Source organism: Lacticaseibacillus salsurae, assembly GCF_045862175.1.
GTDB classification, from domain to species: Bacteria; Bacillota; Bacilli; order Lactobacillales; family Lactobacillaceae; genus Lacticaseibacillus; species Lacticaseibacillus salsurae.
The window spans coordinates 126159-138612 of the sequence record NZ_BAAFZI010000001.1 but is presented as its reverse complement, the minus strand read 5'-3'; the positions used below and the strand labels follow the sequence as shown (position 1 = coordinate 138612).

General features: G+C 49.6%; 16 protein-coding genes. 14 read left to right on the top strand and 2 right to left on the bottom strand.

What is annotated here, in order from left to right; genetic code table 11:
- Window positions 1-107 precede the first annotated feature (107 nt).
- The 4 genes from msrB (at window position 108) to ACKTSG_RS00665 (ending at window position 3911) form a co-directional block, all read left to right on the top strand.
- Window positions 108-533: a peptide-methionine (R)-S-oxide reductase MsrB gene (msrB, locus tag ACKTSG_RS00680; protein ID WP_407890954.1), complete on the top strand. Its 426-nt coding sequence runs from the start codon at window positions 108-110 to the stop codon at window positions 531-533.
- 44 nt (window positions 534-577) lie between these two features.
- Window positions 578-1492, top strand: a complete 915-nt coding sequence (locus tag ACKTSG_RS00675) for a YitT family protein (RefSeq protein ID WP_407890952.1) — start codon at window positions 578-580, stop codon at window positions 1490-1492.
- Between the two features lie 98 nt (window positions 1493-1590).
- Window positions 1591-3006 carry a hypothetical protein gene (locus ACKTSG_RS00670; protein ID WP_407890950.1) on the top strand — a complete coding sequence of 472 codons (1416 nt, stop codon included), beginning with the start codon at window positions 1591-1593 and terminating at the stop codon, window positions 3004-3006.
- Window positions 3006-3911, top strand: coding sequence for a deoxyribonuclease IV (locus ACKTSG_RS00665; RefSeq protein ID WP_407890948.1), 906 nt, complete (start codon window positions 3006-3008; stop codon window positions 3909-3911). Before ACKTSG_RS00670 ends, ACKTSG_RS00665 begins: the two co-directional genes overlap by 1 nt.
- Before the next feature lie 51 nt (window positions 3912-3962).
- Here the strand turns inward: ACKTSG_RS00665 and ACKTSG_RS00660 are convergent, their stop codons facing one another.
- Window positions 3963-4784: a pyruvate, water dikinase regulatory protein gene (locus tag ACKTSG_RS00660; protein WP_407890946.1), complete on the bottom strand. Its 822-nt coding sequence runs from the start codon at window positions 4782-4784 to the stop codon at window positions 3963-3965.
- Window positions 4785-5062: 278 nt separating this feature from the next.
- Between ACKTSG_RS00660 and rpsU the strand changes: the two genes are divergently transcribed.
- The 10 genes from rpsU (at window position 5063) to ACKTSG_RS00610 (ending at window position 11865) form a co-directional block, all read left to right on the top strand.
- Complete coding sequence (rpsU, locus tag ACKTSG_RS00655; RefSeq protein ID WP_054714142.1) at window positions 5063-5245, top strand: 30S ribosomal protein S21; 183 nt, start codon at window positions 5063-5065, stop codon at window positions 5243-5245.
- Between the two features lie 20 nt (window positions 5246-5265).
- Window positions 5266-5709, top strand: coding sequence for a GatB/YqeY domain-containing protein (locus tag ACKTSG_RS00650; protein ID WP_407890944.1), 444 nt, complete (start codon window positions 5266-5268; stop codon window positions 5707-5709).
- 61 nt (window positions 5710-5770) lie between these two features.
- Complete coding sequence (locus ACKTSG_RS00645; RefSeq protein ID WP_407890942.1) at window positions 5771-7171, top strand: glycoside hydrolase family 3 N-terminal domain-containing protein; 1401 nt, start codon at window positions 5771-5773, stop codon at window positions 7169-7171.
- 79 nt (window positions 7172-7250) lie between these two features.
- Entirely contained in the window at window positions 7251-8231 is a 981-nt protein-coding gene (locus ACKTSG_RS00640; RefSeq protein WP_407890940.1) for a PhoH family protein, read from the top strand.
- Between the two features lie 6 nt (window positions 8232-8237).
- A complete protein-coding gene (gene ybeY, locus ACKTSG_RS00635; RefSeq protein WP_407890938.1) occupies window positions 8238-8696 on the top strand; it encodes an rRNA maturation RNase YbeY in 459 nt (152 codons plus the stop codon).
- Window positions 8674-9069, top strand: coding sequence for a diacylglycerol kinase family protein (locus ACKTSG_RS00630; protein ID WP_407890936.1), 396 nt, complete (start codon window positions 8674-8676; stop codon window positions 9067-9069). Before ybeY ends, ACKTSG_RS00630 begins: the two co-directional genes overlap by 23 nt.
- A 4-nt stretch (window positions 9070-9073) precedes the next feature.
- On the top strand, window positions 9074-9463 hold the full coding sequence (locus ACKTSG_RS00625) for a cytidine deaminase (RefSeq protein WP_407890934.1): 390 nt from the start codon (window positions 9074-9076) through the stop codon (window positions 9461-9463).
- On the top strand, window positions 9460-10362 hold the full coding sequence (gene era, locus ACKTSG_RS00620) for a GTPase Era (protein WP_407890932.1): 903 nt from the start codon (window positions 9460-9462) through the stop codon (window positions 10360-10362). The genes ACKTSG_RS00625 and era overlap by 4 nt, the downstream gene beginning before the upstream one ends.
- Window positions 10359-11162: a DNA repair protein RecO gene (recO, locus tag ACKTSG_RS00615; protein ID WP_407890930.1), complete on the top strand. Its 804-nt coding sequence runs from the start codon at window positions 10359-10361 to the stop codon at window positions 11160-11162. The genes era and recO overlap by 4 nt, the downstream gene beginning before the upstream one ends.
- Window positions 11163-11325: 163 nt before the next feature.
- Window positions 11326-11865 (top strand): TetR/AcrR family transcriptional regulator, encoded by a 540-nt coding sequence (locus tag ACKTSG_RS00610; RefSeq protein ID WP_407890928.1) that lies wholly within the window; start codon window positions 11326-11328, stop codon window positions 11863-11865.
- On the opposite strand, the gene ACKTSG_RS00605 is transcribed toward ACKTSG_RS00610, so the two are convergent.
- The gene (locus ACKTSG_RS00605) at window positions 11814-12404 is read right to left on the bottom strand and encodes a TetR/AcrR family transcriptional regulator (protein ID WP_407890926.1); all 591 of its coding nucleotides are present in this window, start codon (window positions 12402-12404) and stop codon (window positions 11814-11816) included. The genes ACKTSG_RS00610 and ACKTSG_RS00605 overlap by 52 nt on opposite strands.
- Between the last annotated feature and the right edge of the window lie 50 nt (window positions 12405-12454).

Sequence of the window (12454 nt, the reverse complement as noted above, 5' to 3'; positions counted from 1 at the left end):
TGCTGGATCAGTTTTTTGTTGGCGCGAAACAATGCGGCTTGGGCAGGCGTCACATTTCCGTTTTGCGCCGCGTTTTAGTACAATCAAGGTAAAAGGGAGGTAGGCTGATGTCAAAAGCTGACTTAAAAAAACGCCTGACACCGCTGCAATATGATGTGACCCAACATGGCGCCACAGAACACCCATTCACAGGGAAGTATGATGACTTCGACGAAGCCGGGATCTATGTGGATGTGGTATCAGGTGAGCCGTTGTTTTCGTCGCTGGATAAATACGATGCTGGGTGTGGGTGGCCGAGTTTCACCAAACCGATCGCGCATTTACATGAACATATCGATCGCCAGTTGTCACTGCCGCGTGTTGAAGTGCGCTCAGCGAAAGCCGATTCGCATTTAGGCCATGTGTTTGCCGATGGTCCCACAGAAGCTGGCGGCATGCGCTATTGCATCAATTCAGCAGCGTTGCGCTTCATTCCGGTGGCGGAATTAAAAAAAGCCGGTTATGAGGAATTTCTAACACTATTCACCGAGTAGCGTGTTATACTACTCGCATTGTGATTTTCAGAAAGGAATTCGTCATGCATGAAATTGATCGACTCATTCGCCGTCATCAAAATTGGAGTCGCTTCACCGCGGCCATTTTTTACGCGATTTGTGTCGGCATCGCTTTAAATATGTTTTGGGAACCAGCAGGGGTCTTTGCCAGTGGTATCACTGGGGCGGCGCAATTATTGGCGACGATCGTGCGCAAGTGGTTTGATTTTGCCACGCCGTTTGCTGGGTTGCGAACCACTGATTTATTGAATACTGGGACTTTACTCTTCTTGCTGAATGTCCCATTATTTGTCTTAGCTTGGCGTAAGATCGGCCACCGCTTTACCATTTTCACGTTTTTAGCGGTTATTTTCAGTTCGATCTCCATTCGCTGGTTAGGCATCGTCAAGCCGTTGACCACTGACCCGATCGTTTGTGGGATCTTTGGCGCCGTGGTCAATGGCTTAGGCACAGGGTTTGCATTGCGCAATAATTTGTCGACTGGTGGCTTGGACATCATTGGCATCGTGTTACGCAAAAAAACTGGCACCACGATCGGTACGGTCAATATTGCCGTAAACATCGTGATCTTATTTTTTGCCGGTTTTGTCAATGATTGGCCACATGCGTTGTATTCGGCCTTGGCGATTTTCATCAACGGTAAGATCTTGGATTCGGTATACACCCGCCAGCAACGCTTGCAAGTGATGATCGTCACCGAACACCCCAAAGCGGTGATCAATGAGATCCAAAACACCTTGCGTCGCGGGATCACCATTGTTCATGACGCTGAAGGGGCCTTTCGCCACGAAGAAAAAACGATTTTGTTTACCATCATTTCACGTGCGGAAATGTATGACTTTGAAAGTGCGATGAAAGTCAGCGACCCTTACGCGTTTGTGTCGATCACCGATTCGGTGAAGATCATGGGCCGCTTTTACGAGCCGAAAACCGATTGAGCCATCACGCATCCCCGATTTTGGGGATGCTTTTTTGGTTGCAGTTTCCAGTCAAACCGCGGACAATGGAGGTAACGAAATCCAAGGAGGGATCGCTGATGACGACACGTGCTGAGCTTCACCGTTTGGCTGAGAAATGGCACCGTTTGTTTGACATCAATGCAGTGGCGCAAAATGAAGGGTATGTGCAAACGCTTGAAGCTGACTTGAAAGCAGCTGGTTTTCACTTGGATCAATTTGCGGCGCTGACGCCAGGTCACGTGGTTTTACCCGACATTGCTGACGTTGACGCAACGCGCGCGTTCATTCACGCAGTTGGCGACCCGCAAGCGTTAGGCAATGGGATCCACACCATGTGGCAACAAGTCACTTATTGGCATCAAGCGTCACTGGCAGATGCGGTCAATCGCCAATGGTTTTTGATCGCATTTGAACAGCTCAGCAAATTGACCCAACCGCTGGGCACGATTCGCTCAGTCACCATCGATTCACAGCGCGCTTTGCTGCTGGATGAAGCTGATCGCGATTTGATGGCGCAACAATTGACCATTCAAGCCACTGGGGATGTGGTGTTGACCAATGTGTTTGGCAGTCACTATCGCGACCAACAAGCCGCCCAGATCACCGCAACGCAAGCCGATCAGCTGATCCACCTTTTGGCGGAGGTGGTGGCACCGGTGGAAAGCTTTCACGATGCGTTGACTGTCTTTCCTGGGATCTGGACGCTGACGCGCAATGGTGATGGTGGCCGCGAACAAGTCACCGGAGATCTTGGCGCGTTGGCGGCGCTATCAGATCAGATCCGCAAGGTGTTGCCGTTTCCGCTATTGTTGCTGTTTGATGATGCCCCAGATCGTTTGGAGCGATTGATCGTGGTATACAAACCAGATGCCGATACGCGTGAAAAGCTGGTGATCGACCGCCACAGCCAAACGCTGAGTCTCACCAGCACTCACGCTGGCAGCAAAAGCCGCTTTGCCATTGCTGATCCTACTGTCGGCGAGTTGATGCAGGATCTGGCTAAGATGGCTTTTGACGGGATCGAGGTGGCAGATCCGTCATTACCTTTAGCGCTAACGGCCCGCTTTCGCTATGCGCAACCGGTGCAAGCATTTGGCACGTTGAGTTTGGATCAACCGATCGACGATTGGGCGTTTGCGGCTTTGGCGATCAGCGATTGGCTCCAAAAGTTTGCGCCGCAAATGCTCGATCAGCGGATCTTGTCGCGCAATACCCCAAAACCTGGCGACTTATTGTATGCGCAAGTGGTATTTCATCACGGTGAGCATCCGTATAGTTATTTGGCCACCCCAGAATTTGCCATCGGCGACCGCGTGGTGGTGCCAACCACTTATTCGACGCAATATGGTACGATCGTGGCCATGAATTATGTCGCTGAAAAAAACGCGCCGTTTCCACCGGAAAAAACCAAGTCGATTTTGCGCTTGGCTGATCCGGTTGAAGAATCGCAATACGATCCCAACGATATTGACGATGAATTTGGAGGAAGATAATGCCTGAATTTTTGATCGGCGCTAATGTGTCGATGAAAGCGCCGAAAATGTTTCCTGGCGCAGTTGCAGAAGCAATCAGTTATGGTGCCAACACCTTGCAGTTTTACACTGGCGCCCCGCAAAACACGCGGCGCAAACCGATTTCTGAGATGAAGATTCCTGAAGGCTTGGCGCAAATGCAAGCAGGTGGGTTAAGCCACTTGGTGATCCATGCGCCATATATCGTCAATCTCGGCAACACCAAAAAACCGCAAAATTTTGCTTTTGCGGTGCAGTTCATGCAAGCGGAAGTGGCCAGAGCCGATGCCTTGCACGCCTATGCCATGCCGTTTCATCCAGGAGCTCATGTGGGTGCCGGCGCTGATGCGGCGATCGCGCAAATCGCTGAAGGGTTGAACCAGATCCTCACACCGGAGCAAAACGTCGTGATCGCTTTGGAAACGATGGCCGGCAAAGGCACCGAAGTCGGGCGGCGGTTTGAAGAGCTGGCGGCGATCATTGACCGCGTGGATCTAAAAGACAAAGTTGGCGTGTGCATGGATACTTGCCATATGTCTGATGCCGGCTATGCCATACGAGACGACTTTGATGGGGTGTTGAAAGAATTTGATCAAGTGATCGGCTTGGACAAGTTGAAAGTGTTGCACCTCAACGACTCCAAAAATCCGCAAGGTGCGCATAAAGATCGGCACACGAATCTTGGCGCCGGTACTTTGGGCTTTGATTGCCTCAATGCCATCGCCCATCATCCGAGTTTGGTCGATATCCCCAAGATCTTAGAAACGCCTTATGTCGGCGCTGATGATGCGCGCGACTTTGCGCCTTATGGCGTTGAGATCAACTGGTTGAAAACCGGCAATTATCAACCAGACGAATTAACCGCATTGTGGCAGTCAGCTGAATAACAAAATCATCGCCTCCCCAAATTGGTGCCAATGGGGAGGCGATGATTTTGATTATTGATTGTCGAATTCGTCTAGCCCTAATTTTTCTAAAATCAAGGTCGCTGTTTCTTCAATGGAGCGATGGGCGGTATTAATGACTTCACAGCCGAGTTCTTTGTACAAGTTTTCCGCAAAGCTCAGTTCTTCATTGACTTGATCGCGAGCAGAGTAGGCGGTATCAGGATTTAAGCCATAGGCGATCATGCGCTGACGCCGAAATTCCATCAATACTGATGCATCAGTAGTCAAACCAAAAATCTTTTTGCGGTCAACTTTGTAGATCTCATCTGGAATATGCGCGTTAGGCACTAACGGCAAGTTGGCGACTTTGAGATTGCGGTTAGCCAAGAATAATGACAGCGGCGTTTTGCTGGTGCGTGATACCCCGAGCAAGACGATATCCGCTTCCAAAAAGCCTTTGGGATCTTTGCCGTCGTCATACAACACGGCAAATTCCATCGCCGAGATCCGGTCGAAATACTTGGCGTTTAAATTATGCACCGTTCCCGCCACGCCAGAAGGTTGTTGATGGGTGTGACTAGTGGCTTCTTTTAACAGCGGTGCCATCACTTCATTAAAGGTCACGCCGACTTGCTTGGCATAAGCTTTGGCATATTGGCCTAAGCCTGGCGTGACCAGCGTGGCGATCACCACGGCGTTGTCGGCTTTGGCTTGGTCGATGATCTCTTCTAGCTTGGCTTCGCTATGGATGAACGGAAACCGCAAATAACGTGGCGCGACGTCTTCATATTGGGCGGCGACGGCTTGGGCGAGTTTCAGTCCAGTTTCTCCGATTGAGTCTGAAATAATGTAGAAGTTGAGTTCTTCTGCCATTGACGATCCTCCAAATTTTACCTGCGCTGTGAGCGCTTTTATTGGTGATATGCTCATTTTAGCACATTTTGTGGGCGGTTTCTTGGGTTCACCTGGATTTTGACTTCAGCCCGCCAATTCGGTGCAAAAACAAACATTTTGCCTCAAAATCCATGAAACTTTTGTGAAAAATCAGCAATGGCTTATTGACGCGGTTTTGATGGTTTGGTATCATAGCTAGGAACTGTTGGTGGGGTAATCTGTCAGTAGTTACACAGTGTCGGAGGGAGGGATATCATATGGCAAAGACAGTCGTTAAGAAAAACGAATCTCTCGATGATGCTCTTCGGCGCTTCAAGCGCACCGTGTCTAAGGCAGGTACCTTGTCCGAATACCGTAAGCGTGAATTCTACGAGAAGCCAAGCGTTAAGCGTAAGCTTAAGTCCGAAGCAGCTCGTAAGCGTAAGAAGCGTAAGTTTTAATCAAAGGACTTGGTGAAATAATGGCGTTGATCAACGAGCTCCAAGCTCAAATGAAAACCGCGATGAAGGCCAAGGACAAAGAAACCTTGAGCGTAGTCCGGATGTTGAAAGCTGCTGTGCAAAACAAGCAGATCGCATTGGGCCACGACTTAACGGAAGACGACGAGAAGAGTGTCTTAGCTACCGAATTGAAACAACGCAAGGATTCCCTTGCTGAGTTCAAGGCGGCTGGTCGAGACGACCTCGTGGCACCACTGGAAGCTGAAATCAAAATCGTTGAGAGTTATCTCCCAGCCCAACTTGATGAAGCGGCAGTTGCGTCATTGGTCGATTCTGTGATCCAAGAAACCGGCGCAACCGGTAAGGCGGATTTCGGCAAGGTGATGAAGACCTTGATGCCTAAAGTCAAGGGGCAAGCGGATGGCGCTTTAGTCAACCGCATCGTCAAAGCAAAACTGAGCTAAGAAAAAGCCGTCCTAGTGGCGGCTTTTTTGATGCCATCAACTAGATAAAGTGGGGAAATTCATGAAGCATTGGCACATCGAGGTGCTACTGGTCAGCGCGCTTATCGCATTGGCCGCTAGTACCTCGAATCCCGTCGCAGCGGTTGGACGAAGCACGATCACCACGGCGGATCTCAAACAAAAAATCAAGCACCTGTCAGTCGACGAACAGATCGGGCAATTATTTATCAGCCGCGCACCAGCGACGCCAGCGCAAGTGCGCGCAGATGTCGCCAAGTATCATCTTGGCGGCTTGGTGTTGTTTGGCACCGATTTTCAAGTCGAATCGGCGCAAGCGTTAAAGCAAACCGTGCAAGGCTATCAAAGCGCTGCTTCGGTACCGCTTTTAGTGGCGACCGATCAAGAAGGGGGCACGGTTTCGCGCTTATCAGACAGTCCCAGTTATCAAAATACCAATTTTCCATCCCCGCAAGACGCCTATACGGCCGGGGGCATGAGCAGTGTCTTGTACCAAGCCAAACTGGCGGCGCAAACGCTAAAATATGTCGGGGTGAATTGGAATTTTGCCCCGATTGCGGATGTCGCATCAAGTTCTCGCAATTATATTTATGATCGGACCTTTGGCCAAAGTTACCAAGCCACTGCTGATTACATTAAGCAAGTCGTACCAGTCATGCAAGCGCAAGGTGTTGGCGCCACGTTGAAGCATTTTCCCGGCTATGGGGCAGCAGGTGACACGCATACCGGCTTCGCTAAGGTCGATACCCCTTATGCCCAACTGGCGAAAAAAGATCTACTGCCGTTTAAAGCCGGCATCAACGCTGGTGTTGACGGCATCATGGTCACCCATATCGTGATGCAAGCGATCGATCCCACGTATCCAGCCAGTTTGTCGCATAAAGTCATTACTGGGGTGTTGCGCAAGCGCTTAGGTTATCAAGGTGTCATCATTACGGATGGCTTAGGCATGGGGGCTATCGGCGAGTTTAAAGCCGCCCATCAGATTCCATCCATTGACGTTTTGGCGCTACAAGCCGGCGATGATGCGGTGTTGGCCAATGATTATGTGACCGGTATTCCGGCGATCAAAGCGGCTTTGGCAAAACACCAATTGACCAACAACCAGATCCAAACTGCCGATCTGCATTTATTCCAACTGAAAAACAAGTTGCACTTATTAAAGCCCGCTGATTACATCAAACCTAAGCTCACCATGAAGCATTACACTTTAGGGACGAAGCAGGCAACAGTCAGCGGATCCATTCAAATGCCTAGTGCGCCAACGCACACCAAGCTGAAGGTATATGCCAAACACAAACTGGTGGCCAGTGTGAAGCTGCCAAAGTCAGGGCATTTCAAAGTCTCATTGCGACGCGTGGGCAAAGTGCAGTCGTTACGCTTTCAAGTGGCGAAGCAGACGTTTGATCCGCACCTAGTTGTCGCTGCGCGCACCACACATTGATCATAGATCAGTTATCCCGATGATCGCCAGCTTGTGGTAAAATAAAGGGAAATTGTATCTTTTGAGGAGGCCAAACTTTTTGGCGGAAAACACCAGTAACAAGACCTTTTTGTTGACCAGTCCGGAAGAAGCGATCACCATGGCTGGGATCAACGATGAACATTTCAAAATGATCGAGTCTGCTTTGGATGTGACCATCGCCCCGTTCGGCAATGAACTACGCTTAAGCGGCGACAGCCACAATGCCAGCTTGGCGTATCAACTGTTGACTCAGGTCCAACAGTTGCTGCAACAAGGCATCAAGCTGTCCACCCCAGATATTGCCAGTGCTTTGAACATGGCCAAACGCGGGACGTTGGATTATTTTGCAGATATGTATTCGCAAACGTTGATCAAAGATGCCAAAGGCGCCCCGATTCGCGTCAAGAACTTTGGCCAACGCCAATACGTCAACAAAATTCGCCACAACGACATCACTTTTGGTATTGGCCCAGCTGGGACTGGGAAAACTTACCTGGCCGTGGTCATGGCCGTGGCCGCGTTAAAAGCTGGGGAAGTGGAACGGATCATTTTGACCCGTCCGGCAGTTGAAGCTGGCGAGTCGTTAGGCTTTTTGCCTGGGGACTTAAAAGAAAAAGTCGATCCATACTTGCGGCCAGTTTATGATGCGTTATATGCGGTGTTAGGCAAAGAGCACACCGACCGGTTGATGGATCGTGGTGTCATCGAAATTGCGCCGTTGGCTTATATGCGTGGCCGGACGTTGGATAATGCGTTTGCGATTTTGGATGAAGCGCAAAACACCACCCAAGCGCAAATGAAAATGTTTCTCACGCGCTTAGGCTTTGGCTCCAAAATGATCGTGCAAGGGGACATCACCCAAATCGATTTGCCGCATAACGCCAAATCTGGGCTGATCCAAGCCCAACACTTACTCAAAAACGTCGATCACATCGCGTTTACCGAATTTTCTGCGGCTGATGTGGTGCGCCATCCAGTCGTCGCTGCGATCATCGACGCTTATGCGCAAACTGACGCCCAAACGCTTAAAGGAGAATAACCCACAATGGATCTAGAATTTTATGACGATGAAAACCGCTTGGACGCCAAGCATCAAGCCTTGGTCAAAGAACTGGTGGCTTTTTGCGGCGACGCGTTGAAAAAACCTGACGATACGGAAATGTCGATCACAATCGTATCAGATGACGAGATCCAACGCATCAACCGTGAGTATCGCCAAACGGACCGGGTAACTGACGTGATCAGCTTTGCCATTGAAGATGGGGAAGACGATCTGCCTGATGTGCCAGGCTTGCCAGAAAATATCGGCGATCTCTTCATCGATCCGGATAAAGTGTTGGCGCAGTCAAAAGATTACGGCCACTCATTTGAACGCGAACTCGGCTATACGGTGGTCCATGGCTTCTTGCATTTAAACGGGTATGATCATATCAAGCCTGAAGATGAAGCAGTCATGATCCCCTTGCAAGAAAAGATTTTAGATGCTTATGGCCTCAAGCGGTAAACCAGCGCATAAAAATCGCCATTTTAGCCAGTCGCTGCGGCATGCACTGTTAGGCTTGGGCTCGGCGTTTCAACATGAGCGCAACTTGCGCTTTGACGTGTTTGCCGCGATCTTGGTGGTGATTGCCGGCTTGGTGGTGCATGTGTCGCGACAAGATTGGCTGTGGCTGATTTTGGCGGTGGCGTCAGTGATCGGTGCAGAACTGGCCAATTCTGTGGTTGAAGCGTTGGTACGCTTACAAGTCGGGCCAAACTTTGATCCCGATCCGCAAATCGGGCGATTGTTAAACGTTGCTGCCGGCTTTGTGCTGGTGGTCAGTATTGCCGCAGTGGCGATCGGTGGGTTGATTTTTTGGCCTTATCTTTGGAGGTAATTGCATGGATGATTTGATTCAAGCGGCCACTGCCGCCCGCAAGCAGTCATATTCCCCATATTCCAACTTTGCCGTTGGCGCCGCAGTGCAAACTGCCACTGGCGAAATTTATGGCGGGTGCAACATTGAAAATGCCAGTTATGGGTTAAGCATGTGTGCTGAGCGTAATGCAATTTTCAATGCGGTGTCGGCAGGGCATCAAGAATTGGTGGCGATCGCTGTGATCGGCCAAACGGATGGCCCGATTTCACCATGTGGTGCGTGTCGGCAAGTGATCGCTGAATTTTTACCGCAAAGCGCGCCGGTTTATCTGACGAATTTAGCAGGCAACACGCAGACAACAACAGTTGCGGCGTTATTGCCTGGCGCATTTTTAAAAGGAGAACTCATTTGACTCATCATTCAGGTTTTGTTTCGATCATCGGCCGGCCTAACGTCGGCAAATCCACATTTATGAACCGGGTGCTTGGTGAAAAAATCGCCATCATGTCGCCTAAAGCGCAAACCACGCGCAATAAGATCAACGGGATCTATACCACTGACGACGCACAGATCGTGTTTGTTGACACCCCAGGGGTGCACAAACCGAAAAACGAACTGGATAATTACATGGACACTGCGGCATTATCCACGTTGAACCAAGTGGATGCCGTGTTATTTATGGTACCTGCCGACGAACGACCAGGGGCTGGCGACCAATACATCATGAGCCAGTTGAAAAATGTCACCAAGCCGGTGTATTTAGTCGTGAACAAAATCGACTTGATCCAGCCTGACGACTTGTTGCCATTTATCGATCATTATCGCCACGGACATGATTTTGCTGGGGTCTATCCGATTTCTGCAACAGAAGGCAACAATGTCGACGAGCTGTTAAGTGATTTGACCAGCAAGTTGCCAGAAGGGCCGCAATATTATCCTGATGACCAATTGACGGACCACCCAGAATATTTTGTGGTGGGCGAATTGATCCGCGAACAGATCTTACATCTCACCGAAAAAGAGATCCCGCATTCTGCAGCGGTCGTGGTTGAACGGATGAAAGACCGCACTGAACACGGCAAGTTGATCATTGAAGCGAACATTATTGTTGAACGCGATGGCCAAAAAGCCATTGTGATCGGCAAAGGTGGTTCGATGCTGAAAAAAATCGGTACCCGTTCGCGCCGCGAAATCGAATTGCTGCTAGGGGAGAAAGTGAATTTGAAGTTATGGGTGCGCGTGCAAAAAAATTGGCGCGACAATAACCAATACTTGCGCGCCTTAGGTTATAACACGAAGGATCTCAAGTGAGCAAAGAAGTCGCTGAATTCAATGGCTTGGTGTTAGCTCGGCACAACTATCGCGAATCGGATATGTTAGTCAAGTTGATGACTGACCGTTTTGGCAAGAAAATGTTTATGCTTCATCGCGCCCGCAAACCAGGTTTTCGCATGGCCGCGGGCTTTTTGCCATTCACTGTCGGGACTTATGTCGGGTCGATCAATGACAACGGCTTAAGCTTCATGACCACAGTCAAAACTGCCAGCCAGTTTCAAACCATCAGCCAAGACATTGAGCTCAATGCCTATGCCACTTACTTGTTGAGCTTGATCGATGAAGCATTTCCTGATGGCGAAGCGATCCCGCGCTGGTATCAACAAGCGCAATTATCGTTGAAGCTGATCGATGAAGGCATCGATCCTGCCGTGGTCACCAATATCACGGAAGTTCAGTTGCTACAAGCCTTTGGGGTGCAGCCACAGTGGCGCGGGTGTGTGATCGACGGGCGCAACGACTTGCCTTTGGATTATTCTGAGCAATATGGCGGCGTGTTGTGTCAAAATCATTGGCATTTGGACAATTATCGCTTTCATGTCGCGCCAAAAGCGATGTATTTATTGCGCTGGTTTTCAGTGGTCGATTTGACGCAGTTGCACAGTGTTCAAGTATCTGAGGCCACCAAAAAAGAGCTTCGACGGGTGCTGGATCGGATCTATCAAGATACGGTCGGGGTCGTGCCGAAAGCCAAGCGCTTCTTAGATCAAATGCACAGCTGGGATCAAAAACTGCCGCCGATCGTCGACGACCAAAAGCCTCAGTCCACCGACTGAGGATTTTTTCATGCGCGCAACGCGTCTGTTTCTGTCCATTAATAAACAGCTGTTTATTAATGGACATATTATTGAGCCGCCAGTTATTCCATGGACTTTCGGCAAACAAAGCGTTGTGTTAAATTATAGACAGCTGTTCATTAATGACACAGGAGGTATTGCCATGGATCGTCGTGTTCGCAAAACCCGCCAAGCGCTGGCTGATGCGTTTTTAGCCTTGGCACAACAAAAGCCCGAAGACCAAATTTCAGTCGCCGAGCTCACTGCCTTGGCCGATGTCGGTCGCGGGACGTTTTATTTACATTATCAAACGGTTCAACAACTAGCTGATGAACTGACCACAGAAAATATCAACGACTTACTGGCGAAATTCACCCAAACAGCACCAGTGAAATTAGACGGAGCCTATACCACTTGGCTCAATGGTTTGATGCAGTATTTGATCGCCAATAAGTCGGCATTTACGCGCATGGCCCAAAACCCGCTGTCTCCTAAACTTCAAGCGCAGCTCGCACAAGGGTTTCAAACGGCCTTGCCCTATGCACCTGCGACCAGTTGCTTTTTAGTCAATGGGGCGATCGGCTTGATCCGCGTTTGGCTCACCCAAAGTCAAACTGTGACGCAAGCTGATGTCGTGGCCTTGTTGAATGCTCAATTGTTGGCTTCAGACAAGAATGGCTTTGTCAACAACTCAGTTAAATAACCGCGCGCCGTATCCAAACTCACGTCATGCTGGGAAAGAAACACCCACTTTAAGACCAACAACACCGTATTGGAATAGTATTGCGCCATTAATTCGATCGGTGTTTTGGTTTTGTGGTTGGACAACCCATGCGCAAACAGTTGCGTCATGACGCGATTGAAGTGATGAATGAAGTCGCTGATCAACAACCCGTCAACGGGATTGTGTGCCACCACATGGTTCAACAAGTCGCGGTGCGTGCTAAATAGGCGGTACACTTCATCAAATACTGCCAGCAGCGATTGGCTAGTGGGCAAGGCGAGCGCAGCGTCCATATGCGCATCTTTGCCCAGTTGATACCAGCAATAAGACACCAGATCATACTTGTCATCGAAGTAGTTGTAAAACGTCGCCCGCGGGTAATCACAACGCACGCAGACTTCGTTGACCGTGATCTTTTCGAAATTCTTTTCCCCCAACAGCTCAAACATCGCTTCTGAAAACGCCTTGAGTGTGCGCTGCGTATTGCGATTCAGCTTCTTTTGCGGATCGTATTTCATGATATTAATCCCCTTACATTTAGACAAACCCAACAAATGTGTCTAAGCTT